Raw genomic sequence first — 25,658 nt, 5'->3', positions numbered from 1 at the left:
CCGGCGAGGACGGACAGGACGGGGTCAGGCCACGACCCGGGACGTGAGGGGGACCCGGACGCCGGACGCGGTGGCCTCGTACACGGTCATCCGCCTCACCTCCCGCCGTCTCATCACGTCTCGTCACCCTGATCGACACGAACGGCCCCACCGTACAGACCGTCGCCTCAGGTGCCAAGCGGTTTCACGCGGACCGCCACCGGCCGGTGGTCGCTGCCGGTGGCGGGCAGGGTACGGATGCGTCCGACGCTCGCCGAGCGGGCCATGACATGGTCGATGCGGACCAGCGGGAAGGCGGCCGGATAGCTGAGGGCGAAGCCCCGGCGCGGCTCGGCCAGCCGCGCGGTCAGCGGGGCGAGCCCGCGGTCCTCGACCGTGCCGTTGAGATCCCCGAGCAGGATCACCGTGCTCAGTTCCTCGGCGGCGACGGCCGCGCCCAGCAGCCGGGCGCTCTCGTCCCGCGCCGCCGACGCGAGGCCGCCGGCCCCGACGCGGACCGAGGGCAGGTGAGCGACGTATGCGGCGAGTTCGCCGCGCGGGGTGCGCACCACGGCCCGCAGTCCCCGGCTCCACGGCTCCGTGATCTGCCGGGGTCTGATGTCCAGCGTCCGGACGTCGCGCAGCGGATACCGGGACCACAGCCCGACGGTGCCCCGGACGGCGTGGAACGGGTAGTCGGCGGCGAGAGTCCGCTCGTAGACCGCCGACGCCGGCGGGACCAGCTCCTCCAGCGCTATCAGGTCCGGCCGGGCACGGGCCAGGGCGCGGGCGGTGCCGGCCGGGTCGGGGTTCTCGTCGCTGACGTTGTGCTGCACCACGAGCAGGCCGTGCCCGCCCGCCTCGGCACCGGGCAGCAGCAGCCCGCCGAAGAGATACGTCCACGCCGCCATCGGCGCCAGTGACGCCAGCAGGGCGGCAACCGAGCGGCGCAGCAACGCGAGGGCGAACAGGACCGCGGCCACCGCGCCGAGCCATGGAAGGAACGTCTCCAGCAGGCTGCCCAGGCGGCCGGGGGAGTTGGGTATCGCACGGTGCAGGAGCAGCAGGGCGGTGAGGAGCGCCGCGAGTCCGGCGAGGACCCGGCCCCGCGCCCGGAGCGACGGTCCGCCGGGCGCGGCCCGGGTGCCGGCGCCTCGCGCGCCCTTGGTCCCGCTGTCCCGCGCGGCCTTGCCTGCGCTGTCCCGTGCGTCGCTGGTGTGTGGGTCCCGCGCGTCCCCGGTCCCGGAGTCCCGCACGCGCCTGGGACCGCTGTCCCGCACGTGCCTGGTCCCGCCGTTCAGCGCGCCCGGGGCCCCGTCGCCGTCACCCCGAACCCGCCACCGCACCGTGCGCTCCCCCCACGCTCCACCGCCGCCGGTCTACGATCCGCCGGTCCCGCCCGCTCCGGGCTCCGGGCGGCGGGCCCTGCGCTGGACCTCCGCCTCCACCGTGCTGCGCGGCAGGCCCTCGGCCTCCGCGTGCTCGGTGACGGCCAGTTGCACCTGGCGGGAGAGGTCGCTCCAGGCCCGCCAGGCAGTCTCCCACTCGGTGTGCTGCTCGGCGGCCCACCTGCCCTCGGTCGGTCTGCCGAAGGCGTCCCGGATGCGCTGCATCTCGGCCTGGGCCGCGTTGGCCGCCCGCTGTAGCTCCACGAGCTCGTCGATGGTGTGTGCCACGCCCGGATCCTATGGGGATGACAGGACGCGCCCCGCCGCGACACGAGGGCCGATCGGTCCGGGCCCGAGGGTGCGCCCCGCGCCTGCCACCTGCGACGTAGCGAGTGAACTGGCTTGCGAAACAGAGCCGGGGGAGAGGCGGCTGCCGCACGGACGCGGATGCGAGTCCGGAACGGAGTGACGGGAAGTGCCGCACGGCCGGGGAACCGGCACCGAGCCCGCACCGAGCCCACCGGCGGTGCCGTCGGCGCCGGTGGACGCCCGAACCGCCCGCCGCGACACAACCGTTGCACACCCCGCACCGCACTCCCACGGCGCTCGCCCGGCACTCGCACCGCAGGTCACACCCCGTGCGGCCGCCCGCCGAGGGCGCATCGCCCGGACGACCGGATGCGGCGAGCGCGACGTACCCGTCGCCAAGGCCTTGACGCGCTCTCCGCGCGGCTATTAACTCACGCCATAAATTAAGTCGGCACGACGACCTGTCGCGGGGCGCTCGCCGTGCCGGTTCCCCACGCCGTTCCCCCGGAAGGGTCCCAGGAGCATGCGCAGACTCAGAGCCGCACTCACCGGTGCCGTCACCTTGTCCCTCGCGCTCACCGCCACGGCCTGCGGCGGTGGCAGCGCGACCGGTGAGGGCTCCAACGACTCGCCGAAGACCCTCACGTACTGGGCCTCCAACCAGGGCGCGAGCATCGAGATCGACAAGAAGGTCCTCCAGCCGGAACTCGACAAGTTCGAGAAGCGGACCGGCATCAAGGTGGAACTGGAGGTCGTGCCCTGGTCGGACCTGCTGAACCGGATCCTCACCGCCACCACCTCCGGCCAGGGCCCGGACGTCCTCAACATCGGCAACACCTGGTCGGCGTCCCTCCAGTCGACCGGCGCGCTGCTGCCCTGGGACGAGAAGAACTTCGCGAAGATCGGCGGCAGGGACCGCTTCGTCGACTCCGCGCTCGGCTCGACCGGCGTGGCGGGACAGGACCCGGCGGCGGTGCCGCTGTACTCGATGGCGTACGCCCTCTACTACAACAAGAAGATCCTCGCCGACGCCGGCATATCCCGGCCGCCCGCCACCTGGGACGAACTCGTCGCCGACGGCAAGAAGATCCGGAAGCTGGGCAAGCAGGTCCTCGGCGCCGAGGGCGCCAACGTCGCGGAGAACATCCACCACGTCTTCGTCTTCGCTAAGCAGCACGGCGCCGACTTCTTCACCCCCGACGGCAAGCCCGACTTCACCAACGACGGTGTGGTCAAGGCCATCGAGCAGTACGTCGACCTGATGGCCGAGGACAAGGTCATCCCGGCGGGCAACGCCGAGTACGCGCAGAACCAGTCCGTCAGCGACTTCGCCAAGGGCCGCACCGCGATGCTCCTGTGGCAGTCCGCCTCCGCCAACCTCACGTCGCAGGGCATGAGCGAGGACGCCTACGGCATCGCCCCCGTGCCCGTGCAGTCCGGCACCCCGGGCGGCGGCACCCAGGTCAACTCGATGGTCGCCGGCATCAACCTGGCCGTCTTCAAGAACACCGACAACCTCGACGGCGCCACCGAGTTCGTGAAGTTCATGACCAGCGAGGAGGAGCAGAAGATCCTCAACAAGGCCTACAGCTCCATCCCGCCGGTCAAGGCCGCCCAGTCCGACCCCGCCTTCAACACCCCCGCGAACACCGTCCTGAAGGACACCCTCGCGCGCAGTGCCGCCGCCCTGCCCCAGGTCCCCGACGAGTCACAGTTCGAGACGGCGGTCGGTACGGCCGTCAAGGAGCTGTTCGCGGACGCCGCCGCCGGCCGCCCGGTGACCGCCGAGTCGGTGAAGGCGAAGCTGGAGAAGGCCCAGCAGCAGATGCCGGCGAAGTGAGCGCGATGACCACCACCACCGCCGAGCAGGCGGTGCGCGAGAGCACCCCCGGTGCGGCGCCTCCGGGCACTCCCCGCCGCCGCACCGGGCGGCTCCGCCGCATCGGACTGCCGTATCTGCTCCTGCTGCCCGCCCTGGCCCTCGAACTCCTCGTCCACCTGGTGCCGATGGCCGTCGGCATCGTGATGAGCTTCAAGCAGCTCACCCAGTTCCACATCCGCGACTGGGGCGCCGCCCCCTGGTCCGGCCTCGACAACTACTCGGTGTCGGTCGACTTCGACGCCCCGGTCGGCGAGGCCCTGCTGCACTCCTTCCTCGTCACCGTGGCCTTCACCCTGCTGTCGGTCGGCCTGTGCTGGCTGATCGGCACCGCCGCGGCCATCTGCCTGCAGGACACCTTCCGCGGCCGGGGCCTGCTGCGGGCGCTGTTCCTCGTGCCGTACGCGCTGCCCGTCTACACCGCGGTCATCACCTGGGTGTTCATGTTCCAGCACGACAACGGCCTGGTGAACCACGTCCTGCACGACCAGCTGGGCCTCACCGACAAGCCGTCCTTCTGGCTCATCGGCGACAACAGCTTCTTCGCGCTGCTGACGGTCTCGGTGTGGAAGGGCTGGCCGTTCGCCTTCCTCATCGTGATGGCCGGACTGCAGAACATCCCGCGGGAGCTGTACGAGGCGGCCGCACTGGACGGCGCCGGGACATGGCAGCAGATCCGCCGCATCACCCTGCCGTCGCTGCGCCCCGTCAACCAGGTGCTGGTGCTCGTACTGTTCCTGTGGACGTTCAACGACTTCAACACGCCGTACGTCCTGTTCGGCAAGGCCGCACCGCAGGCCGCGGACCTCATCTCGGTGCACATCTACCAGGCGTCGTTCGTGACCTGGAACTTCGGCACGGGCTCGGCGATGTCCGTCCTGCTGCTGCTGTTCCTGCTGGTCGTGACCGGCGGCTATCTGGCCGTCACCTCACGCGGACGGAGGACCGCCGATGCCTAGCCCGACGACCGCCCCGGCCACCGCGCGGACCCGCAGGTCGCCCATGGCGCCGCCCCGCTCGTTCCTGTGGACCCGGCGGATCTTCCTCACCCTGCTCGCCGGCTTCGTGCTCCTGCCGGTGTACGTCATGGTCTCCAGCTCGCTCAAGCCGCTCGCGGACGTCTCGGGACAGTTCCGCTGGCTCCCCAGCGAACTGACGATCCGTCCGTACATCGACATCTGGTCGACGGTCCCGCTCGCCCGGTACTTCGTGAACTCCCTGATCGTGGCGGGCGCGGCGACGGTCTGCTCGGTCGTCATCGCCGTGTTCGCGGCGTACGCCGTCAGCCGCTACTCCTTCCGCGGCAAGCGCGTCTTCACGGTGACGGTGCTCTCGACGCAGATGTTCCCCGGCATCCTCTTCCTGCTGCCGCTGTTCCTGCTCTACGTCAACATCGGCAACGCCACCGGCATCGCCCTGTTCGGCTCGCGCGGCGGACTGATCCTCACCTATCTGACCTTCTCGCTGCCCTTCTCCATCTGGATGCTCATCGGCTACTTCGACTCCATTCCGCGCGACCTGGACGAGGCCGCCAAGGTCGACGGGTGCGGCCCGGTCGGCGCGCTGTTCCGGGTGATCGTCCCGGCGGCGGTGCCCGGCATCGTCGCGGTCGCCGTCTACGCCTTCATGACCGCCTGGGGCGAGGTCCTGTTCGCCTCCGTCATGACGAACGACACCACCCGCACCCTCGCCGTCGGCCTCCAGGGCTACTCCACGCTCAACGACGTGTACTGGAACCAGATCATGGCCGCCTCGCTCGTGGTGAGCGTGCCCGTCGTCGCCGGCTTCCTGCTCCTGCAGCGCTATCTGATCACCGGCCTGACCGCGGGCGCCGTGAAGTAGCGAGCGCGGCACCGCCCCCGGAGCACCCGGCCCTCACCCGCCTCCCGCGCTCCCTCCTCCTCCCGGATCCCCTCCCGCATCCCTCCCTCCGCGAAAGGTTCTCCGTGTCCGAATCCACAGCCCCGCACGCCCTCGACCTGGCGGCGTTCCCCGCCGACTTCACCTGGGGCACCGCGACATCCGCGTACCAGATCGAGGGCGCGGTGGCCGAGGACGGCCGCGCCCCGTCCATCTGGGACACCTTCAGCCACACCCCCGGCAAGGTGGACAACGACGACCACGGCGACATCGCCTGCGACCACTACCACCGCTGGCCCGAGGACATCGCCCTGATGAAGGAACTGGGCACCAACGGCTACCGGATGTCCGTGGCCTGGCCCCGGGTCGTGCCCGCGGGCGACGGCCCCGTCAACCCGGCGGGCCTCGACTTCTACGACCGGCTCGTCGACGCCCTGCTCGCCGCCGGCATCACCCCGTCCGTCACCCTCTACCACTGGGACCTGCCCCAGGCCCTCCAGGACCGCGGCGGCTGGACCCGGCGCGACACCGCCGAGCACCTCGCCGCCTACGCCTCCGCCGTCGCCGGCCGGCTCGGCGACCGGGTCACCCAGTGGGCCACGCTCAACGAGCCGCTGTGCTCCGGCTGGATCGGCCACCTGGAGGGCCGGATGGCGCCCGGCCTGACCGACCTCACCGCCGCCGTCCACGCCTCCTACCACCTGCTCCTCGCGCACGGCCTGGCCGTCCAGGCGGTCCGCGCCGCCGCCCCCGGCGCACGGATCGGCCTGGTCACCAACCACTCCACCGTCGAACCGGCCTCCGCCCGCCCCGAGGACGCCGCCGCGGCCGTACGCCTCGACGGCCACACCAACCGCTGGTGGCTCGACCCGGTCTACGGCCGCGGCTTCCCCGCCGACATGCGCGAGCTGTACGGCGTCGAGCTGCCCGAACGCCCCGGCGACCTGGAGGTGATGGCGACCCCGACCGACTGGCACGGCCTCAACTACTACTTCCCGGCGGTCGTCGCCGACGACCCCGACGGGCCCGTGCCCCACGCCCGTGAGATCAAGGTGCCCGGCGTGCCGCGCTCCGGCATGGACTGGCCGGTCGACGCGGCGGGCCTGGAGGGCATGCTGCTGCGGCTGACCGAGGACTACGGCGTGCGCCGCATCCTCGTCACCGAGAACGGCTCCGCCTACCCGGACACCGTCGCCGCCGACGGCACGGTCCACGACCCCGAGCGCATCCGCTACCTGGAGGACCACCTCGCCGCCTGCGCCCGCGCCCTGCGCAAGGGGGTGCCGCTGGCCGGGTACTACGCGTGGTCGCTGCTGGACAACTTCGAGTGGGCGTACGGCTACGACAAGCGGTTCGGCCTGGTCCACGTCGACTACGCGACGCAGAAGCGCACCGTCAAGAGCAGCGGCCGCCGCTACGCGGAGATCATCCGCGCCCACCGCGAGGCCGTGTCCTGAGCGGGCGGGCCACCGCCGCCCGCGTTTCCGTAACCCGCTGCCACCAGCACCAACGGCAGCGGGTCGGTCGCATTGCCACCGGCCGCGAGACGGTCAAGAAGGCTTAAGCCAAGCCTAAAGAAAAGTGTGCCGGGATGCTTGACCGTTCACCGACAGGGCGGCAAGGTTCCCGCAGAGCGCTCTCTCAACTCTCCTTCTCCCCTCCCCACTTGAGGAGCCCCCATGCCTTCAGCAGCCAGACGCGCCACTGCCGGCGCCCTGGTCTCGACCCTGCTCGGCACACTGCTCACGCTCGTCCCGGCCGCCACCGCCCACGCCGACCCCGTCCTCCTCTCCCAGGGCAAGCCGGCCACGGCCTCCTCCACCGAGGCACCGGCCTTCGCCGCGTCCGCCGCGGTGGACGGCAACCTGACGAGCACCCGCTGGTCGAGCCAGTGGAGCGACAACCAGTGGTTCCAGGTCGACCTCGGCCGCAGCGCCCAGATCAGCCGCGCCGTGCTGACCTGGGAAGCGGCGTACGGCAAGGCCTACGACATCCAGCTGTCGGACAACGGAACCGACTGGCGCACCGTCAGGTCCGTGACGGCCGGCGACGGCGGCACCGACGACCTGACGGTCTCCGGCACCGGCCGCTACGTCCGCCTCCAGGGCATCTCCCGCGCCACCGGCTACGGCTACTCCCTGTGGGAGTTCCAGGTCTACGGCACGACCGGCGACACCCCCCAGCTGCCCGGCGGCGGCGACCTCGGCCCCAACGTGCACGTCATCGACCCGTCCACGCCCGACATCCAGGGCAAGCTCGACGCGGTGTTCAAGCAGCAGGAGTCCGCGCAGTTCGGCAGCGGCCGGCACGCGTTCCTCTTCAAGCCGGGCACCTACAACAACCTCAACGCCCAGATCGGCTTCTACACCCAGATCGCGGGCCTCGGCCTGAAGCCCGACGACACCCTCATCAACGGTGACATCACCGTCGACGCGGGCTGGTTCAACGGCAACGCCACCCAGAACTTCTGGCGCGGCGCGGAGAATCTCGCGGTCAACCCGGTCAACGGCACCAACCGGTGGGCGGTCTCCCAGGCCTCCTCCTTCCGCCGGATGCACGTCAAGGGCGGCCTCAACCTCGCCCCGAACGGCTACGGCTGGGCCAGCGGCGGCTACATCGCCGACTCGAAGATCGACGGGCAGGTCGGCAACTACTCGCAGCAGCAGTGGTACACGCGCGACAGCTCCATCGGCGGCTGGTCCAACTCCGTGTGGAACCAGGTCTTCTCCGGTGTGGAGGGCGCCCCGGCGAACAGCTTCCCCGAGCCGCGCTACACCACCCTGGCGAACACCCCGATCTCCCGTGAGAAGCCGTTCCTCTACCTCGACGGCAACGAGTACAAGGTGTTCGCCCCCGCCAAGCGGACCAACGCCCGCGGCACCACCTGGGCGAGCGGCACCCCGCAGGGCCAGTCCATCCCGCTGAGCCGCTTCTACGTCGTCAAGCCCGGCGCCACCGCGACCACCATCAACCAGGCGCTCGCGCAGGGCCTGCACCTGCTGTTCACGCCCGGCGTCTACCACGTCGACCGGACGATCGAAATCAACCGGCCCGACACCATCGTGCTCGGCCTCGGCCTCGCCACCATCATCCCGGACAACGGCGTGACCGCCATGCGGGTCGCCGATGTCGACGGCGTACGCCTCGCGGGCTTCCTCATCGACGCCGGGCCGGTCAACTCGCCGACCCTGCTGGAAGTCGGCCCGCAGAACGCCGCAGCCGACCACTCGGCCAACCCCACCACCGTCCAGGACGTGTACATCCGCATCGGCGGCGCGGGCGCCGGCAAGGCGACCACCAGCATGGTCGTCAACAGCGACGACACCATCATCGACCACACCTGGGTGTGGCGCGCCGACCACGGTGACGGCGTCGGCTGGGAGACCAACCGCGCCGACTACGGCGTCCGCGTCAACGGCGACGACGTGCTGGCCACCGGCCTGTTCGTCGAGCACTTCAACAAGTACGACGTGGAGTGGTACGGCGAGCGCGGCCGCACCATCTTCTTCCAGAACGAGAAGGCGTACGACGCTCCCAACCAGGCCGCCATCCAGAACGGCAGCACCAAGGGCTACGCGGCCTACCGGGTCGACGACTCGGTGAGCACCCACGAGGGCTGGGGGATGGGCAGCTACTGCTACTACAACGTCGACCCGACGATCCGTCAGGACCACGGCTTCAAGGCCCCGGTGAAGCCCGGCGTGAGGTTCCACAGCCTGCTCACCGTCTCCCTCGGCGGCAACGGCCACTTCGAACACGTCATCAACGACGTCGGCGCCCCCACCCAGGGCACCGAGACCATCCCCTCGACCGTCGTCTCCTTCCCCTGACGCCCGACCACGCCCAGGGACGCGCCGCCCACCGGCGGCGCGTCCCGCGCGATGACGGCGCGCCGTCGTCGTGACCATGCCTCAGGTCACTGTGCCGTGGGCTTCACCATGCTGATGCGCGTGGCGAGGCCGTCGAGGAGGGTGGTCAGGCCGAACTCGTACAGGGACGTGGACGAGAGGGCGACCTCATCGGCGACGGAGGCGAAATGCGGCAGGCGTCCCTGAGCGAGCAGTGCGGTCATGCGGTCGTGCTGGGCGTCCATCCACTGTTCCCCGGTGATCCCGCTGGACCGGGTGGCGCGTGCTTCGGGTTCCGTGTCGATCGCCTGGCCGCGGACGTATCCGAAGAGGGTGACCGCCGCGTGCATGCGGGTGTCGGCGTCCAGCCCGAGGCCGTCCAGGGCGGCCAGGGCCCATTCGATGTGCCGCATGCCGTGCGGCACGAGCAGGGGGCGGCTGAGGTTCAGGGCGGCAGCCAGCCACGGATGGGCTCGGTACAGGCGCCACTGGATGGCCGCGGACAGCTCCAGCCGGGCCCGCCAGCCCTCCGGCGGCCGCGTGGGCAGCGGCTCACCGGCGAAAGCGGCGTCCACCATCAGGGCGAGCAGCTGTTCCTTGTTCGCGACGTGCCGGTAGAGCGACATGGTCGGTATGCCGAGTTCCGCGGCGACCCGGCGCATCGTCAGCCCGGCAGTCCCCTCGGCGTCGGCGAGGGCCATGGCCGCGCGGACGACGCGGGTCCGTACGGCCGGGTCCTCGGCGGTGGAGCTGGCCGAGCGGGCCTGCGGCGCGGTGTCGGCGACCACGGTCCCGACTCCGGGAACAGCCCGCACCAGGCCTTCGTGGCGGAGCGCGGTCAGCGCTTTGGTGGCCGTGGCCATGGCCACTCCCCATCGCTGGGTGATGGCCCGGGTGGAGGGGACGCGGTCACCTGGAGCGAGTTCGCCCGCCTGGATACGGCGGCGCAGTTCCGCCGCGATCCGTGCGTAGGGCGGCTGAGTCATGGTCTCGAAGCGTAGTGCACTAGTGCGCCCCACTCTGCCTGCACTAGATCGCTTTCCAGGAAAGAGCACTTCAGCAGCGGTCTCGGTGTTCGTACGGTGCACTCATGACGACGAACAAGAACGTCCTGATCTCCGGCGCCGGTGTCGCGGGACTGACACTCGCCTACTGGCTGGACCGCCACGGCTTCCATGTCACGGTGGTCGAACGCGCCCCGCGGGTCCGGCACGGCGGCTATACCGTCGACTTCCGCGGTGCAGCCCTTCACGTCCTGGACCGGATGAACCTGCTGGAGCCGGTCCGGGCACTGGACACCAAGATGGGCGACGCCGCGATGGTGGACGCCGAAGGCAGGCAGTACGCCACCCTGCCGGCCGAGGTCTTCGCGGGCGACCTGGAGGTCCCCAAGGCGGAACTGACCCGCCTGCTGTACGCGGCCGCGCAGGACAGGGCGGAGTACCTCTTCGACGACTCCCTCCTCGCGGTGGAGCAGGACGCCGACGGCGTGCACGTCACCTTCGAGAGCGGGGCGTCCCGCCGGTTCGACCTGCTGGTCGGCGCCGACGGGCTGCACTCGCGGGTCCGGTCACTGACCTTCGGCCCCGAGGAGCGCTTCGTCGAACCTCTGGGGATCCACACCGCCGTCTTCAGCCTGCCGAACTATCTGGGACTGCACCACACCGGGCGGCTCTACGTCTCCCCCGGGAAGGCGGCCAACATGTTCGCCGACGACGCGGCCGGCCGGGCCCGGGCCGCCCTCCACCTGGCAGCCGAGCATCTGGAGTACGACCGCCACGACATCGGCGAGCAGCAGCGCATCATCGCCGAACGGTTCGCCGGTGAGGGCTGGGAGATCCCGCGGCTGTTGACGGAGATGCGGACGGCCGAGGACTTCTGGTTCGACACCAACGCCCTGGTGGTGATGGACACCTGGGCCGACGGCCGGGTCGTCCTGGTCGGCGATGCCGGCTACTGCGCGGCCCCGACCTCGGGCCGCGGCACGTCACAGGCGCTGATCGGCGCGTACGTCCTGGCCGGCGAGCTGGCGCGGGCCGGCAGCGACCACACGGCTGCGTTCGCGGCCTACGAGCAGACGATGCGGCCCTTCGTCACCGAGCACCAGGCCGTGGGCCGCGAGGGCGCGCAGCGGTTCTTCATGCCCGCTCCCAGCCAGGAAGTGCTGGACATGATCGCAGCCAACGCCCCGGAGAACACCCGCCCGGAAGCGATCCGACTCCCGGACTACGCTCCCCACTGACTCCCGGGGACGGCGCCGGGCAGACGCCGTGGTCGTCGGAGCGGACAGTCGCCCCCACGCCGGGCGGTGGCCGGCGGATGAACTACAGTCGCCGCGGCGGGCAGTCGGTTCGCCGCGCAGACACGCGACTCAGGGGCGGGGAATGACCACTTCGGCATCGGCTGCTGCTTCCCAGCGGCGCGGACTTTCGGCTGCACGGCGCGCGGCCGCCGCGGCGGTGACTGCCGGGATGACGCTGGCGGGCGTGGGGCTCACCGCGCCGAACGCGCACGCCGCCGACAGCGACATCGCGTTCTCGAACGTCGTGTTCAACCACGGGAAGCCCATCGTCGTCGGCCTGAGCGCCGAGGTCGAGGCCCCGCTGACGTACACCATGAAGACCGACGTGACGCTCGACTCCTGGTCCGTCGACGCCTACCGGGGGACCGATCCCGACTCGTACACGCTCGCAATCTCCACGACCCGGTGGGGCTGCTCGCGGACCTCCTCGGGCGGCTACACGTATCACCACTGCGACGAGACGATCGAGGTGGACCCCGACGGCATGCCGGTCGGCAACGGCGGTCACCTCGTCAACAGCGACGCCACCGACTGGAAGAGCTACGGCCTGGCGATCAAGAAGAACGGCGGCTACGACAGGGACGGGCTCTCCGCGACGGTCCGTCTCCAGCGCGCCTCGCGCATCGTGAAGGCGAACGCCTCCCCGGAGCCGGCCGCCAAGGGCAGCCCGATCACCGTCACCGGCACCGTGCAGCGCGCCAACTGGAGTGCGCACCGCTACGACAACTGCGGCGGCCGGCTGGTGAACCTGCAGTTCAAGCCCGCCGGTTCCACCACCTACACCACGGTCAAGACGGTCACCGCCGGCAGCACCGGAAATCTGAAGGCAACGGTGACCGCCTCCCAGGACGGCACATGGCGCTGGCGCTACAACGGCAACGCCACGACCGGCGCCGCCGACTCCGCCGGTGACTACGTGGACGTGAAGTAGGTCCCCGGCACCCCCTGCCGGCGTCTGGCCAACCCGGCTGCTCGCCCGGTCCGGACACGCTGACGGCTCCCGTCCGAAGGAAGGGAGCCGTCAGCGTGTAGGTGCCGGAGGCGTTGAGCCTTCAGCGGGTTATGCGTGGCGGTGCGTGTGCCGGTTGCCGGTGACGAGGCGGTAGAGGGCGAGCAGGATGACGGAGCCGATGATCGCGGCGATCCAGGTGGAGAGTTCGAAGAAGCCGTCGACCGAGTCGACGCCGAAGATGACCTTGCCGAGCCAGCCGCCGAGCAGACCACCCGCGATGCCGATGAGCATGGTGATGATGATGCCGCCGGGGTCCTTGCCCGGCATCAGCGCCTTGGCGATGGCGCCGGCGAGCAGGCCGATGATGATCCACGCGATGATGCCCATGGTGCCTCTCCGTTCCATATAAAGGCTGTGTCAGCTCATCGTCTGCACCGATTACGCCCGAACAAACGTCGCGCCGTGCTGTCTCCTGGTCGTGGCGCTCAGATGGCGATGTTTATGCAGGGCCTGCAAGTTTGCGTACTATGCAGGATGTGACAGAGGAGAGTGCCCCGCCGGGCGGGCTGCGTGAGCGCAAGAAGCGGGCGACGCGGGCCGCCCTCGTGGAAGCGGCGGTCCGGCTGGCGGCGGAGCACGGGGCGGAGAACGTCACCGTCGAGGCGATCAGCGAGGCGGCGGGGGTGTCTCCCCGCACGTTCTTCAACTACTTCGACTCCCGCGACGACGTCTTCGTGATGATCGGCGCGGACTCCCGCACCCGGATCCGGGACGCGGTCCTCGCCGCCCCCGCGGACCTCCCGCCGCTCCAGGCACTGCGCCGGGCCATGGCCGCCGAGCTGGCGGAGGTGGAGCAGCAGCATGAGCTGTGGCGGCTCCACGCGGAGGTGCTGCGCCGGTCACCGCGGCTCCTGGTGCGCAGCCTCGGCGTGTACGCCTCCGACGAGCTCGGGCTCGCCGAGACCCTCGCCGAACGGCTCCGCGCCGGCGCCTCCGCCGAACCGTCCTCCGCCTCCGCCGAACCGTCCTCCGCACCCGCCGAACCGTCCGCCGCATCCGCCGGGTCCACCGCGTCGTCCGCCGACGACGTCAGCCGCAGGCTCGCCCTGGACCTGTATCCGCGGCTGCTGGCCGCCGTCGGCGTGACCGCCGTCCGGGTCGCCTTCGAGCACTGGTGCGTACGCCAGGAGGAACGGCCCTTCGCGGACGTCTTCGAGGAGGCGTTCGACCTTCTCGCCGCCGGTCTGCGGGCACCGTCCGGAACACCGTCCGGGACACCGTCCGGGACGGTCGACGGACAGGACTGACGCCTGCCCGTCCCCTCGGCCACCGTGTCCTCGGCCGATCCCCGCCTCCCCCTCCCGCACCCCGCACCGCGGCCCTCATGTGTCCCCGGGCGCGCCCTGACGCCGTCGGCGCCCGCCCGGACCTGTCGTGAACCGCCCCTGAACCGAGAGAGACCTCGTGAACGCAACACCGGCGCCCGAGCAGGCGCCTCCCACCGCCATGTCCGACCGGCAGATACTCCAGGCGATGTCCGGGCTGATGGCCGGCATGTTCGTCGCCATCCTCGCGGGCACCGTCGTGTCCAACGCCCTGCCCCGGATCATCGCCGACCTCGGCGCCAGCCAGTCCTCGTACACCTGGGTCGTCACCGCCGAACTGCTGGCCATGACGGCGACCGTGCCCCTGTGGGGCAAGCTGTCCGACCTCTACAACCAGAAACTGCTGCTCCAGCTCTCCCTGGGCATGTTCGTGGTGGGCTCGCTGCTGGCCGGGTTCTCCCACGAGGTGGGCCTGCTCATCTTCAGCCGCGTCGCGCAGGGCATCGGCGCGGGCGGTCTCACCGCGCTCGCGCAGGTCGTGATGGCCGCCATCATCCCGCCGCGCCGCCTCGGCAAGTACTCCGGCCTCTTCGGCGCCGTCTTCGCCGTCGGCACCGTCGCCGGGCCGCTCATCGGCGGCGTCCTGGTGGACACCTCGTGGCTCGGCTGGCGCTGGTGCTTCTTCATCGGCGTCCCCTTCGCGCTGCTGGCCATCGTGCTGCTCCAGCGCACCCTGAAGCTGCTGGCCGTGCAGCGCCGCGAAGTGAAGATCGACTTCCTGGGCGCCTTCCTGATCGTCGCCGGCGTCTGCGCGCTGCTCATCTGGGTCTCGCTCGCGGGCAACCAGTTCGACTGGGCCTCCTGGCAGACCGCCGCCCTGACGGGCACGGGCGTGGTTCTGCTCGCGATCGCCGTCTACGTCGAGTCGCGCGCCGCCGAACCGGTCATCCCGCTGGACATCTTCCGCAACCGCACGGTCACCCTGACCACCGTCGCCAGCCTGCTCGTCGGCGTCGCCATGTTCGGCGGCACCGTGTTCCTCTCCCAGTACTTCCAGGTCTCCCTGGGCAAGTCCGCGACCGTCGCGGGCCTGATGAGCCTGCCGATGGTCCTCGGCCTGCTGGTGTCCTCCACCGTCGCCGGGCAGATCATCAGCGCCACCGGCAGGTGGAAGGTGTACCTCGTCGCGGGCGCCGCCGTGATGACCGCCGGCCTCGCCCTGCTCTCCACCATCGGCACCGACACCCACTTCGCCCTGCTCAGCCTCTACATGGCGGTCCTCGGCATCGGCGTCGGCATGCTGATGCAGAACCTGGTGCTCGCCGCGCAGAACGACGTGCCCGCCGCCGAACTCGGCGCCGCCACCTCCGTGCTGTCGTTCTTCCGCAGCATGGGCGGCACCATCGGCACCAGTGTGCTCGGCGCGATCCTCGCCAACCGCGTCACCGACGAGATCACCAAGAGCCTCGCCGAGGCGGGCACCCCCGCCGGCACCGGACAGGCCGCCGGGCACGGCGTCCCGGACATGACCACACTGCCGGCGCCGATGCGGGCCATCGTGGAACACGCCTACGGTGTCGCCACCGCCGACCTCTTCCTCGTCGCGACCCCCTTCGCGCTGCTCGCCCTCGTCGCCGTCCTCTTCATCAAGGAGAAGCCTCTGAAGACCACCAGCGGCATGGAACGCCTCGCCGAGGAGGCAGCCGCCACCGCGGCCGAGCCCCGGCAGCCCGCGGACCGGGTCGGCTGAGGCCGGAGGTCCCGCCGTCCGGCACTGCTACGACTCCCACCCGTCCCACTGACCCGCGTCGTCTCCCGACGCGGTCAGGGACTGGTGATTTACGCGGTCCGGGCGTTCCCGGTGCCCCACGACACTGCACGGACCATGTCGTCCAGCCGTATCCGAGGTGCCGATGTCCGGTCCGCTGAGAAGGTACTTGACGAAGAGTCACCCGACCCTGCTCGCGGGAGCGTTACTGCTGTCCGGCGGGCTGTCGGGCGCGCTGCCGTCGTCCGAGGCCGCCGTACGGGAGGCCGCGGAGCCGGTGGCCGCCGTACCGGTGGCCGCCGTCGCCCCCGCTCCGGCGGCGGGCGACGGCCCGACGGTCTCCACCCGGTACGGGCAGCTGCGGGGCAAGGCGAGCGGCGCCGCCCACTCCTACCTGGGGATCCCGTACGCCGCGCCGCCCGTCGGATCCCTGCGGTGGAAACCGCCGTCCCCGCCCGCCCGCTGGTCCGGCGTCCGCGACGCCACGGCCCCCGGCAACCCCTGCATGCAGCAGCCGTCGTCCACGCCCTGGGGGAACCTCGCCGGACCCGGCACGCCCAGTGAGGACTGCCTCTACCTGAACGTCCACACCCCCGCACAGCCCTCGCACCGGCAGCGGCCGGTGATGGTGTGGATCCACGGCGGCGGCTTCACCGTCGGCTCCGGCTCCTTCTACGACGGCGGCACCCTGGCCGCCAAGGGCGACGTGATCACCGTCCACCTCAACTACCGCCTCGGCGTGTTCGGTTACCTCGCCCACCCCGGGCTGACCGGAGAGTCGCCGCGCGGACTGTCCGGCAACTACGGCCTCCTGGACCAGCAGGCCGCGCTGCGCTGGGTGCGCGACAACATCGCGGCGTTCGGCGGCGACCCCGGCAACGTGACCGTGTTCGGCGAGTCCGCGGGCGGCGGCAGCGTCTGCCAGCACCTCGTCTCACCGGCCGCGACCGGCCTGTTCGACCGGGCCATCGCCCAGTCCGGCTGCGGCTTCCCGCTGCCCACCCAGGAGTCGCAGGAGAGCAGCGGCAAGGCCTGGGCCGACTCCCTCGGCTGCGCCGACGTCGCCTGCCTGCGCGCCGAACCCGCCGCCGAACTCCTCGCGGCCTCGGCCCGCCCCACCGCGCGCTGGGTGCCCAACGTCGACGGCGCGATCCTTCCCTCGCAGGTGACGGACGCGCTGAAGAGCGGACGCTTCCACCGGGTCCCCGTGCTCCAGGGCACCACCGCCGACGAAGGGCGGCTGACCGTCGCGACCACCTACGACCTCGCCGGCCGCCGGCTCACCGCCGAGGGCTACCCGGCGGCCGTCCGCGCGCTCCACGGCGACCGGGCCGAGACGATCCTGGCCCGCTATCCCCTGTCCGAGTACGGCTCACCCGCCGAAGCGCTCGGCGCGGTCCTCACGGACTCCCAGTTCGCCTGCCTCCAGTCGCGCACCGCCGGACTCATGGCCGAGCACACCCGCTCCTACCAGTACGAGTTCGCCGACCGGCACGCCATGGACTATCTGAACCTCCCCGTCAGCTTCCCCCTCGGCGCACCCCACGGCTCCGAGATCCGCTACGTCTTCGGCGGCGTCACCGGGACCCCCGCCCAGACCGCCTTGTCGGAGAAGATGCTCGGCTACTGGACCAACTTCGCCAGGACGGGGGTGCCGTACGCCGCGAACGCGCCGCGCTGGCCCCAATACCCGAAGGTGCAGACGCTCGCCCCGGAGGCCATCACCCCGGTGGACACCTTCCCGCAGGCCCACCACTGCGACCTGTGGACCGGGCCGGCTTCCTGACCGTCAGCGGGGAGGCGCGATGCCGCCGCCCCCGGCCGGCACCGTCTCCGGTGCCGCGGCCTGTCCTCCACCATTCGGCATGAGCGGAGGACAGGCGGGGCGGCGGCCCGCCGTCACTGCCCGGCGTAGGTCTCGAACTCGGCGACCTGCGGTGTGCCGCTGGAGCCGGTGATCTCGAAGGTGATCTTGCTCAGTGTGGTCCGGGGTACGGCGATCACCCCGGCCTTGCTGCCGGACGCGAGGACCGCTCCGGTGTCGGCGTTGACGACCCGCCAGGAGCCGATCCGGCCCGCGGCCGCCGACGTCTCCCGGATGTTGATGGCCGACACGGTCGTGGGGGAGCCCCACTTGATGGAGATGGAACCGGTGGAGCCGGCCGGTGACCAGTAGGTGCTCAGGTTGCCGTCGCGCACGTTGCCGTAGCTGGTCCCGTCCGCCTTGCTGGAGCCGTCGGAACCGGCTCCGATGGAGAGGTTGGTGCCGGCGGGCTGGGTGGGCGTGGGCGTGGGCGTCGTCGGCGTCGGGGTGGGCGTGGTGGGGGTGGGCGCCGGGGTGGTCGGCGTCGGAGTGGGCGTCTGCGGGGTGCAGTTGCCGTCCGACACCCGCAGCCCCTTGTTGGCACCCGCGGTCTGGCTCACGACACCCGGCACGCAGCTCGCGGCGTCGAGGCGGTAGGAATACGGGATGCTGACGGTGGTGTTGGACTGGGGGTTCGGCCCGGCGGGGTTGTTGTCGGTGCCGGGCTGGGACCAGGTGACGTTGTCGAAGACGTTGCCGCTCACCTGCCAGTAACCGGCGGCGTCGGTGTAGAAGGTGCCCAGGACGTCCTTGGAGTCCTCGAAGTAGTTGTTGTCCACCTTGGCGCGGGCGCCGGCGCGGGAGTTGATCCCGGACTCGTTCAGGCTGAAGTAGTGGTTGTTGTACATGTGGGCGACGCCGCCGCGCAGCAGGGGCGTGCGGGAGTCGATGTTCTCGTACTTGTTGTGGTGGAACGTGACGTACCCGTTCGAGACGTCGCTCTCGCTGGAGCCGATGAGGCCGCCCCGGCCGGAGTTGCGCAGAATGCTGTAGGACAGGGTCACGTACTGGGTGTTGTCCTTCATGTCGAAGAGGCCGTCGTAGCCCTCCGACTCCCCGCCCGAGGCCTCCAGCGTGACGTGGTCCACCCACACGTTGCGGACGTTGCTCTCCATGCCGATGGCGTCACCGCCGTTGGACGTGGGCGAGCCGGACTTCTTGACGTTCCGGACCGTCACGTTCTGGATGATGATGTTCTTCGACTCGCGGATGTGGATGCCCACTTGGTCGAAGACGGCACCACTGCCGACGCCGACGATCGTGACGTTGCTGATCTGCTTGAGCTCGATCACCCCGTCCGCGGTGCTGCAACTGGACCCCGACACCTTGCTGGTGTTGCCGTGGTTGATGGTGCCCTCGACCTGGATGGTGATCGGAGTGCTGCTGCCGGCCCGGCCGCACAGGGCCTGGTGGATCGCGGTGCCCGTCGTGGCCCGCACCGTCTGCCCGCCCGCGCCGCCGGTCGTGCCGCCGTTCTGCGTCGCGTAACCGGTCGCGCTGCCGGTCACCGCCGCCGACGCGTCCGGCGCCGACACCACCGCACCGGCCGCGGCCGCGAGGGCGAGTGTGCCCAGCGCCGCGTAGACGCGCAGGGCCGCTGGTCGTCTCATGTCGTCTCCCCATTCGTCAGGCGTCACTCGCCACGCGGCACTCGACGTACGGCATGCGCCACGCGTCGCCGAATGCCGGGTGAAGCCCGGACGCACTGCTGCACTCGCTTCGACAGCGGCCCCGCACGCCACTGGGGAAAGCGCTTTCTGGACGGCGAGGATAGAGCGGTGGCCGACGCGGTGGCAATATCCCTGCAGCGGTGCGGCCGACGACGCGGTGGGGGCGGGCGTGGCGGGGCCCTCGGAGAACTCCGGGCGGCGCGAAAACCTGGTGCCGGCCATCACCCCGCTTGCTACAGTCGCTGCCGTGCAGGTGCGCAGGCTGCGGATACTTCGCCTCGAAAGCGGGTACGCGGGTTCGAATCCCGTCACCGGCCGTGCCGGTGTCGTCCAGTGGCCCAGGACGCCTTGAAAAGTTCTCCGCTGCCGACTTCGATCTCTGCACACTACGCCGCCGCGAGCGGCTGAACCGCCGCCGGACCGACACTTGGCCGGCGGCGGTGGCGCTCATCGGGGTGCGCGGAGGCGCGCTCCGCGACGTGTTCGGTGTCGGCCCTCAGCTCCGATGCAAGCCCTCGGCCGCAGGGTTGGAGACCACACGGACGCCCGTGACTCGATCAGTTCGTCGGGGCGGGAGGCGCAGGACACCACGGCGCGAGCGGGGGACCCCTGCTGCGAGTGCGGGGCTCCAGCCTCTGCCGTGGCGCCCTCGGCCGCGGGTTGCGTCAGTCGGGGAAGGAGAAGTGGAGCGCTTCGCTGTAGAAGGACGCGAAGTGCCTTTGCCAGTCGGCTCGGACCGAGGCCAGCCAGTCGTCGTTCCGGCCGGCGATCGCCGCCTCCGCCCTGGCGACGGCGTCGGGGATGTCCACGGACACCAGACGCCGCACGCTCGCTGCCGGATCGTCACTCGTCATCGAGACGATCTCCCCGGTCTCGAGGACGAAGTACCGCGCCTGCTGCTTCTCGAGGTGCGCCGTGGTCCTGGCAACGCACTCGGCGAACTCGGCGTCGTCCTCCAGGCCCTTGCCGACCGCGCGCAGGAGGTCACGCAGCAGGGCCGCCCCGTCGGCGTAGTCCGCGGCGATGCCGATCGGAGGGTTCCAGATCATGGAGGGGACGATCGTCGTTCCGCGCCCCACCATGAGCTTGTGCGCGAGTGGGATGTCCCAGTTGTGTTCGGATATGCACCGGATCCACTGGGGAATCTCCGCCTCGTTCGGCAGGGAGTCCGCGGAGTAGAGGTATGAACGGTTTGCCACGGTGGTGACGCTAGCAGCCCGCGTGATCAGGCCTCGGCGAGCAACGGGTCGTAGGGGGTGGTGCGGTGGCGGCCGGACATGAAGGACAGGAACTCGCTGACGAACGCACCGCGGGTGTAAGTGCCGTCGCCGTGGGTGGTGTCGCGGTGGAAGGCGGTCCGGAACAGGGCCCGGTATTCGCCGGCGTCGATGCGCTGGTTGCCGTCCTTGTCGGTGACGTCGAACAGGACCTCGGCGAACCTGATCAGCGCGGGGCAGGCCATGGCGGGAACCGCGGCGGCGTACTCGCGGGCGCTGACGCGTCCGTCGCCGTCCGTGTCGAGCGCCGCCTGCAGTTCGCGCCACCAGTCGGCACAGGCGTCGTAGAGCCTGGTCTCCTCTGGTTCGTCCAGGTCGAGACGGCCGGCCATTTCGCGGGCCATGGCGGCGAGGTCTGGCCAGTCCAGGTAGCCGTCGCCGGTCTGGTCGAGGACTTCGGCGAAGAACTCCTGCGCGCTGCGCCGCGTCGCCGTGTCCCCCGCGGGTTCCGGTTCCGGCTGCGCGGGAAGGGGGGTGAGGAGCCTCAGGAGGGCGCCGGCGCGTTTCATCTGCTCGCGCAGGGCGGTGACGGTGCGGGCGCGGGGGTCGTCGCTGTGCGGGGAGGTCGCGAGCAGGTCGACGATGCCGGCCGCCTGGATCCAGCCGTCGGGCAGGAAACGCGCCAGGCCGGCGGCGAGGTAGGCGCCCTGCATCAGCGTCTGCACTCCCGCGATCTCGGGCAGTCCGGCCTTGCGGCGGAACGATTCGGGCAGCGAGGCCACGGTGATCGCTCCGATGACCGGGCCGGCCACGGCCCGGCCGGCGGCCCACAGGGCGGGAAACCCGCTGAGCACCGGCGGGGCAGGGAGGTGGTCGAAGAGCTTGAACAGGATGATGTGCATGGCGTCCGTGCTCTCCAGTTCCCGCTCGACCACCTGGTCGAAGTAGGGCCAGAAGTCAGCGAGAGCGTCCGGCAGATGCCCGGATTCGTCGCCCATGGCGGCCAGGTAGGCGCGGAACTCGGCGTACAACCGCTCCATGGCGCGCTGTTCGAGGGGCTGTCCGCTGAGCCTGCACATGGTGACGGCGCTTTCGAACAGGGTCGCCACCACCCAGGCCCGCACAGCCGGGTCCATCGCGTCATAGGGCCGTTGGCCAGTGCCCGTGCCCGTGCCCGTGCCCGTGCCCGTGCCGGTGCCAGTGCCAGTGCCAGTGCCAGCGCCGGCGTCGGTGCCGGTGCTGGCGCCGCGCAGGCGGGCGTGCAGGCGGTTGAGCCGTGCGGCCTCCCGCTGCCGTACCTGCTCGTCGGCGCCGAGCATGCGCTGCATGCTGAGGAAGGTGTTCTTCAGCCGCCGCCAAGGGTGGGCGACGAAGGTGGAGTTGTCCGCCAGAGCGGCGCCGATCTGCGGGTGAGCGGCCTCCAGTACGGTCGCCCGGACCATGGCCAGCGCCCAGCGCGGATCGTTGAAGAGCGCGTGGAATTCCGAGCCGGGCCCGAACAGCACCTCGTTCGGAGCACCGCCGTCCCCGCCGCCCGGGGGTGTGGAAGCGGCGTCGTCGGTCTCGGTCCGGCCGTTGTCGGTGGTGGTCACGATCGGGGGGCTCCGTTCTCGTCCGTGGGCACGGCGCCGAAGCGGCGCTCGCGTTGCCGGTAGGCGTGCAGGCACTGAAGGAAGTCCGGTGCGCGGAAGTCGGGCCACAGCACCGGCGGGAAGAGCCATTCGGCGTAGGCGACCTGCCAGAGCATGAAGTTGGAGATGCGTTGTTCCCCGGAGGTGCGGATGACCAGGTCCACGTCCGGGGTGTCGGCCATGGGCAGGTGAGCGGCGAACATCTCCTCGTCCACGGTCTCGGCCGGCACACCGCTGCGGATCAGTGACCGTGCGGCCTCGACGATGTCGCGGCGGCCGCCGTGGTCGAACGCGACGGTCAGCGTCATGCCCCGGTTCGCCGCGGTCAGCGTCGTCAGGTCCTCGATGTCCCGGCTGAGCTCCGGCGGGATGCGGGGGTCCGTCATGCCGAGGAAGCGGCAGCGGATGCCCCGCGCGTGCAGCAGTGGCGCGTGCTTGCGCACCACCCGGCGCACCAGGTGCATGAGGAAGGCGACCTCGGTGTCCGGGCGGCGCCAGTTCTCGGTGGAGAACGCGAACAGACTCAGCCAGCCCACACCCGCCGAACGCGCCGCCTCGATGACGTCGATCACCGTCGTCTCCGCGGCCCGGTGCCCGACCGTGCGCGGCAGCGAACGCTGCTGCGCCCACCGGCCGTTGCCGTCCATGACACACGCCACATGACGCGGCACGTCCCGTGGAGTCGCCGCCGCCCGCGCCGAGTGGGCCGGGCCCGCAGTCGCCGCCGTGGTTTCCCGGCGAACAGCCGGTGCGGAGGACATCCCGCCGTCCGTGGACTGCCGCACTGTCACGCCCGCTCCTCCAAGCCCCCGAGGCAGGTACGTCACCGCCGGGCCTGCCCGACGCCACGGGCTTGTCCCGGCGCCGCGCCGCCCGCGATCGTCAGCAGCAGACTGACAGCGACCGGCGTCCGCGGTCCGCGCATCCTCCTGGATTCACCTTTGGTGCGAGTGTTCGAGCCGATCGGAGTTCGGGGTGGCCGTCCGGCACCAGCAGCTCGCCGGTGTGCGCCGAGGGGTGCCGGCAGCTGATCGGGTCCTCACGCGTCGCGCCGGCCGTCGCGTCCCACCGACCGCGCGACGCCCGCCGCGCACCGGCATGGGCACCGGCGCCGTCACGGACACGGCATCGGCCCGGCACGGGCACCGACATCGGCATCCGCACCGGCGCCGGCCTCACCCGTCCGTGCCGCAGCAGTGGGACGGCGTCACCCCCACGCCTGGCCCGGCGGGCTCGGTGCGGCAGAAGCAGGAGGCTGTGACGGGGACGTCGGCCAGGGCGGTGGCGACGGTGAGCTGCTGGGCGACGATCGCCGCCTCCGCGGTCCTGCCCTGCCGCTGCAGGCACTCGTGGAAGCCGTGCAGGGCCCAGACGTTGCCGGGGTGGCGGCAGGGGCGCGGCAGAGTGTCGTCCAGGCCGAGGTCGGCTCGGTAGACCGCCTCCGCCTCGGCGACCCGGCCCTGCTCCAGCAGCAGGGCGCCCAGGGCGTGCCGGGTGGGCTGCATCCAGCCCCACGGCTCGTCGTAGGGCAGGCCGTCGTCCAGGGCGACGGACCGCTCCAGTGCGGCGAAGGCCGCGTCGAACTCGCCCTTGCGGTAGGCGAGTTCGCCGTCCAGCATCGCGGAGGCGATGGGCAGGATGTCGAGGCAGGTGTTGTTGAACAGCATCCGCGTCCCGGGCACCCGGCCGACCGCCGCGCGGAACAGCTCCCGCTCCGCCTCGGCCTCGGCGACCCGGCCGGTCGCGGCGAGGGCGACGCCCCGGGCGTACCGCAGCATCGCCGTGGTGACGCTGTACAGCTCCGGGTCCTCGGGCAGCGGCAGGGCGAGGATGTCGTCCCACCGGCCGAACCGGATCAGCACGTGCACGCGCATGGCGAGGAACCCCTCCAGCCAGTCGGCCATGGGCGGGCTCTCCACCCGCAGCAGCTCCTCCGGGATGGACGCCTCCAGCCGGGCCGCCGTCTCCAGGGCGACGTCCGACCGGCCGAGGAACATCGCGCCGTAGATCTTGAAGTGATAGTTGTGCGAGCGGTAGAGGGTGTAGAAGTTCATCGCCCCGGCCCACGCGCGGTATTTCTCGTCCGCGGCGATCGCGGCGCTGTTGTCCGCGACGACCTGCCGGTAGTCCCCGCACAGCACTTCGAGGTGCGAGGGCATGTGCTGGAGGTGACCTGCGTCCGGGACCAGGCCGCGCAGCCGGTCGGCGACCGGCAGCGCCGTCTCGGGTGTCGGCGACATCTCCATCAGGTGGATGTACAGATGGAGGACACCCGGATGGTCGCGTCCGCCCGGCGCGCGCAGCGCCCGCTCCAGGACCGCCCGTGCCTCCAGCGTGCGCGCGCCCTCGGCGGGCTCCCCGGTGCGCAGGTCCCACAGCTGCCACGGCGTCAGGTTCATCAGCGCGTCGGCGTACAGGGTGGCGACGTCAGGATCGTCGGGGGCGAGGTCGTAGGCGGCGCGCATGCTGTCGGCGTACGGCGCGTTCCACACGGAGCAGTCCTCGGCCGGCCGGGCCTGCGGGTAGCGGGCGCGCAGCGCGCCGATCAGGGCCCGCTCGACGGGCGTGGCGGCGTCGGCGGCCCGCTCGTGGGCCCGCTCGACGGCGGTGTGCGTGCGCTCGACGGTCCGGGCCAGTTCCCGTTCGTCGAAGAAGTCCCACGGCTTGTTGTAGTTGGGGCCGAGGGCGTAGGCGATGCCCCAGTACGCCATGGCGCACCCGGGATCGGCCGCCGCGGCGGCCTCGAAGCAGCGGACGGCCTCCTCGTGGTGGAAGGCGTACGTCCACACCAGGCCCCGGTCGAACCACAGCTGCGCCTCGGCCGACGTGGTCGTCACCGGACGGGTGTGCGTGCCGAGATCGTAGTAGTCCATGTGTGTCCGCCTCCCGAACCGTACGGCCGCCGCCGCCCCGTCGACCCGCCGTACGGTCGCCGCCGGTGCGTCGCGCATCGGGCACTCAGCGTAATGGTCTTCCGCCGCGGGGCGGCAGAGCGCTCAGCGCGCCGCTCGGCGCCCTTCGCCCTACCGCATCCGGGGCCTCGCGGCGCGCAGACACTCCGACAGACGCGTCCGGTCACCGCGGGGGCCACGGTTGCCCTCGCCCTGGGCGCACCCGGCGCCTACGCGGACGACTACGGCTCGGACCGTGAGGCTCTTCGTACGGCAAGGAGCAGGAGAAGGACAGCACGTACGACTCGGGCTCCTCCTCCAAGGAGAGCAAGCACGAGTCGGGCGGCTACCAGAAGGGCGGCGACTCCGGCAGCCACGAGGACAGCGGGTACGGCAAGGACTCCCGGAGCGAGAAGGAGTCCTGGGGCGGCGGCCACGACAAGCCCCGTGGCGGCATGCACACCGGCGGCGGCGCCCTGGACGCCCCGACGGTGACCGCGGGCGGCCTCGGGGTCCTGGCCGTCGCCGGTCTCGGCCTGTACGCCGCGCGCCGCAAGACGTCGGTTCAGAGCCTGGCCTGACCCGCGCCGGGCGTCACGGCCGCGGCGGCCGCCACCGCACGCGCCGCGTGGCGGCCTCCGGCACCTCGTGGCAGCGGCCGGCCTGCGGCGCATCGCGGCTCGCCGTCGAGGACGCGCTGGTGCTCGCCGAGGAACTCGCCCGCCACCGCACCGTCCCCGCCACGCTCCAGGCGTTCTCCGCCCGGCACGAGCAG

General features: G+C 71.4%; 20 protein-coding genes and 1 tRNA gene. 12 read left to right on the top strand and 9 right to left on the bottom strand.

What is annotated here, in order from left to right:
- Window positions 1-167: 167 nt before the first annotated feature.
- Together AB0K92_RS27175 and AB0K92_RS27170 are read right to left on the bottom strand one after the other, a co-directional pair.
- Window positions 168-1,046, bottom strand: coding sequence for an endonuclease/exonuclease/phosphatase family protein (locus AB0K92_RS27175; RefSeq protein WP_365927089.1), 879 nt, complete (start codon window positions 1,044-1,046; stop codon window positions 168-170).
- Between the two features lie 312 nt (window positions 1,047-1,358).
- Window positions 1,359-1,655, bottom strand: a complete 297-nt coding sequence (locus AB0K92_RS27170; protein WP_365927027.1) for a hypothetical protein — start codon at window positions 1,653-1,655, stop codon at window positions 1,359-1,361.
- A gap of 544 nt (window positions 1,656-2,199) precedes the next feature.
- On the opposite strand from AB0K92_RS27170, the gene AB0K92_RS27165 reads away from it, so the two are divergent.
- The 5 genes from AB0K92_RS27165 to AB0K92_RS27145 all read left to right on the top strand — a co-directional run bounded on the left by AB0K92_RS27165 (window position 2,200) and on the right by AB0K92_RS27145 (window position 9,245).
- On the top strand, window positions 2,200-3,516 hold the full coding sequence (locus AB0K92_RS27165) for a sugar ABC transporter substrate-binding protein (protein WP_365927025.1): 1,317 nt from the start codon (window positions 2,200-2,202) through the stop codon (window positions 3,514-3,516).
- A 5-nt stretch (window positions 3,517-3,521) separates the two neighbouring features.
- A complete protein-coding gene (locus AB0K92_RS27160; protein ID WP_365927023.1) occupies window positions 3,522-4,514 on the top strand; it encodes a sugar ABC transporter permease in 993 nt (330 codons plus the stop codon).
- A 43-nt stretch (window positions 4,515-4,557) separates the two neighbouring features.
- Window positions 4,558-5,397, top strand: coding sequence for a carbohydrate ABC transporter permease (locus AB0K92_RS27155; protein WP_365927087.1), 840 nt, complete (start codon window positions 4,558-4,560; stop codon window positions 5,395-5,397).
- A gap of 104 nt (window positions 5,398-5,501) precedes the next feature.
- Window positions 5,502-6,872: a GH1 family beta-glucosidase gene (locus tag AB0K92_RS27150; protein ID WP_365927021.1), complete on the top strand. Its 1,371-nt coding sequence runs from the start codon at window positions 5,502-5,504 to the stop codon at window positions 6,870-6,872.
- 222 nt (window positions 6,873-7,094) lie between these two features.
- Complete coding sequence (locus AB0K92_RS27145) at window positions 7,095-9,245, top strand: discoidin domain-containing protein (RefSeq protein ID WP_365927019.1); 2,151 nt, start codon at window positions 7,095-7,097, stop codon at window positions 9,243-9,245.
- An 86-nt stretch (window positions 9,246-9,331) separates the two neighbouring features.
- Here AB0K92_RS27145 and AB0K92_RS27140 read toward each other — a convergent pair whose 3' ends face one another.
- Window positions 9,332-10,249 carry a TetR/AcrR family transcriptional regulator C-terminal domain-containing protein gene (locus AB0K92_RS27140; RefSeq protein ID WP_365927017.1) on the bottom strand — a complete coding sequence of 306 codons (918 nt, stop codon included), beginning with the start codon at window positions 10,247-10,249 and terminating at the stop codon, window positions 9,332-9,334.
- 104 nt (window positions 10,250-10,353) lie between these two features.
- On the opposite strand from AB0K92_RS27140, the gene AB0K92_RS27135 reads away from it, so the two are divergent.
- Window positions 10,354-11,505, top strand: coding sequence for an FAD-dependent monooxygenase (locus tag AB0K92_RS27135; RefSeq protein ID WP_365927015.1), 1,152 nt, complete (start codon window positions 10,354-10,356; stop codon window positions 11,503-11,505).
- A gap of 244 nt (window positions 11,506-11,749) precedes the next feature.
- Entirely contained in the window at window positions 11,750-12,496 is a 747-nt protein-coding gene (locus tag AB0K92_RS27130; RefSeq protein ID WP_365927013.1) for a hypothetical protein, read from the top strand.
- A 129-nt stretch (window positions 12,497-12,625) separates the two neighbouring features.
- Here the strand turns inward: AB0K92_RS27130 and AB0K92_RS27125 are convergent, their stop codons facing one another.
- Window positions 12,626-12,904 carry a GlsB/YeaQ/YmgE family stress response membrane protein gene (locus AB0K92_RS27125; RefSeq protein WP_166004322.1) on the bottom strand — a complete coding sequence of 93 codons (279 nt, stop codon included), beginning with the start codon at window positions 12,902-12,904 and terminating at the stop codon, window positions 12,626-12,628.
- Between the two features lie 140 nt (window positions 12,905-13,044).
- Here AB0K92_RS27125 and AB0K92_RS27120 point away from each other — a divergent pair, with 140 nt between their 5' ends.
- From AB0K92_RS27120 to AB0K92_RS27110, 3 genes are all read left to right on the top strand, one after another.
- Window positions 13,045-13,824, top strand: coding sequence for a TetR/AcrR family transcriptional regulator (locus AB0K92_RS27120; RefSeq protein WP_365927011.1), 780 nt, complete (start codon window positions 13,045-13,047; stop codon window positions 13,822-13,824).
- Window positions 13,825-13,981: 157 nt separating this feature from the next.
- Complete coding sequence (locus AB0K92_RS27115) at window positions 13,982-15,592, top strand: MDR family MFS transporter (RefSeq protein ID WP_365927009.1); 1,611 nt, start codon at window positions 13,982-13,984, stop codon at window positions 15,590-15,592.
- Between the two features lie 187 nt (window positions 15,593-15,779).
- Window positions 15,780-17,396, top strand: a complete 1,617-nt coding sequence (locus tag AB0K92_RS27110) for a carboxylesterase/lipase family protein (protein WP_365927007.1) — start codon at window positions 15,780-15,782, stop codon at window positions 17,394-17,396.
- A 113-nt stretch (window positions 17,397-17,509) separates the two neighbouring features.
- Here AB0K92_RS27110 and AB0K92_RS27105 read toward each other — a convergent pair whose 3' ends face one another.
- Window positions 17,510-19,084: a pectate lyase gene (locus AB0K92_RS27105; protein WP_365927005.1), complete on the bottom strand. Its 1,575-nt coding sequence runs from the start codon at window positions 19,082-19,084 to the stop codon at window positions 17,510-17,512.
- A gap of 309 nt (window positions 19,085-19,393) precedes the next feature.
- Here AB0K92_RS27105 and AB0K92_RS27100 point away from each other — a divergent pair.
- A tRNA-Ser gene (locus tag AB0K92_RS27100) sits at window positions 19,394-19,461 on the top strand.
- A gap of 348 nt (window positions 19,462-19,809) precedes the next feature.
- Here AB0K92_RS27100 and AB0K92_RS27095 read toward each other — a convergent pair.
- The 4 genes from AB0K92_RS27095 to AB0K92_RS27080 all read right to left on the bottom strand — a co-directional run bounded on the left by AB0K92_RS27095 (window position 19,810) and on the right by AB0K92_RS27080 (window position 24,865).
- A complete protein-coding gene (locus AB0K92_RS27095) occupies window positions 19,810-20,343 on the bottom strand; it encodes a hypothetical protein (protein WP_365927003.1) in 534 nt (177 codons plus the stop codon).
- Window positions 20,344-20,369: 26 nt separating this feature from the next.
- Window positions 20,370-21,866, bottom strand: a complete 1,497-nt coding sequence (locus AB0K92_RS27090; protein ID WP_365927085.1) for an oxygenase MpaB family protein — start codon at window positions 21,864-21,866, stop codon at window positions 20,370-20,372.
- A gap of 83 nt (window positions 21,867-21,949) precedes the next feature.
- Window positions 21,950-22,663: a polyprenyl diphosphate synthase gene (gene uppS / locus AB0K92_RS27085; protein WP_365927001.1), complete on the bottom strand. Its 714-nt coding sequence runs from the start codon at window positions 22,661-22,663 to the stop codon at window positions 21,950-21,952.
- 504 nt (window positions 22,664-23,167) lie between these two features.
- A complete protein-coding gene (locus AB0K92_RS27080; protein ID WP_365927083.1) occupies window positions 23,168-24,865 on the bottom strand; it encodes a hypothetical protein in 1,698 nt (565 codons plus the stop codon).
- Between the two features lie 473 nt (window positions 24,866-25,338).
- Between AB0K92_RS27080 and AB0K92_RS27075 the strand changes: the two genes are divergently transcribed.
- Window positions 25,339-25,464, top strand: a complete 126-nt coding sequence (locus AB0K92_RS27075; RefSeq protein WP_365926999.1) for a hypothetical protein — start codon at window positions 25,339-25,341, stop codon at window positions 25,462-25,464.
- Window positions 25,465-25,658 lie beyond the last annotated feature (194 nt).

The sequence above is a fragment of the Streptomyces sp. NPDC052687 genome (genome assembly GCF_040678395.1).
Classification (GTDB): Bacteria; Actinomycetota; Actinomycetes; order Streptomycetales; family Streptomycetaceae; genus Streptomyces.
This window is presented reverse-complemented; position numbering and strand designations above follow the sequence as displayed.

Coding starts and splice junctions, on each gene's coding strand:
- AB0K92_RS27165 (WP_365927025.1), top strand. CDS start 2,200: ATGCGCAGACTCAGAGCCGCACTCACCGGTGCCGTCACCTTGTCCCTC.
- AB0K92_RS27160 (WP_365927023.1), top strand. CDS start 3,522: ATGACCACCACCACCGCCGAGCAGGCGGTGCGCGAGAGCACCCCCGGT.
- AB0K92_RS27155 (WP_365927087.1), top strand. CDS start 4,558: ATGGCGCCGCCCCGCTCGTTCCTGTGGACCCGGCGGATCTTCCTCACC.
- AB0K92_RS27145 (WP_365927019.1), top strand. CDS start 7,095: ATGCCTTCAGCAGCCAGACGCGCCACTGCCGGCGCCCTGGTCTCGACC.
- AB0K92_RS27140 (WP_365927017.1), bottom strand. CDS start 10,249: ATGACTCAGCCGCCCTACGCACGGATCGCGGCGGAACTGCGCCGCCGT.
- AB0K92_RS27135 (WP_365927015.1), top strand. CDS start 10,354: ATGACGACGAACAAGAACGTCCTGATCTCCGGCGCCGGTGTCGCGGGA.
- AB0K92_RS27125 (WP_166004322.1), bottom strand. CDS start 12,904: ATGGGCATCATCGCGTGGATCATCATCGGCCTGCTCGCCGGCGCCATC.
- AB0K92_RS27120 (WP_365927011.1), top strand. CDS start 13,045: ATGCAGGATGTGACAGAGGAGAGTGCCCCGCCGGGCGGGCTGCGTGAG.
- AB0K92_RS27105 (WP_365927005.1), bottom strand. CDS start 19,084: ATGAGACGACCAGCGGCCCTGCGCGTCTACGCGGCGCTGGGCACACTC.
- AB0K92_RS27080 (WP_365927083.1), bottom strand. CDS start 24,865: ATGGACTACTACGATCTCGGCACGCACACCCGTCCGGTGACGACCACG.
- AB0K92_RS27075 (WP_365926999.1), top strand. CDS start 25,339: ATGCACACCGGCGGCGGCGCCCTGGACGCCCCGACGGTGACCGCGGGC.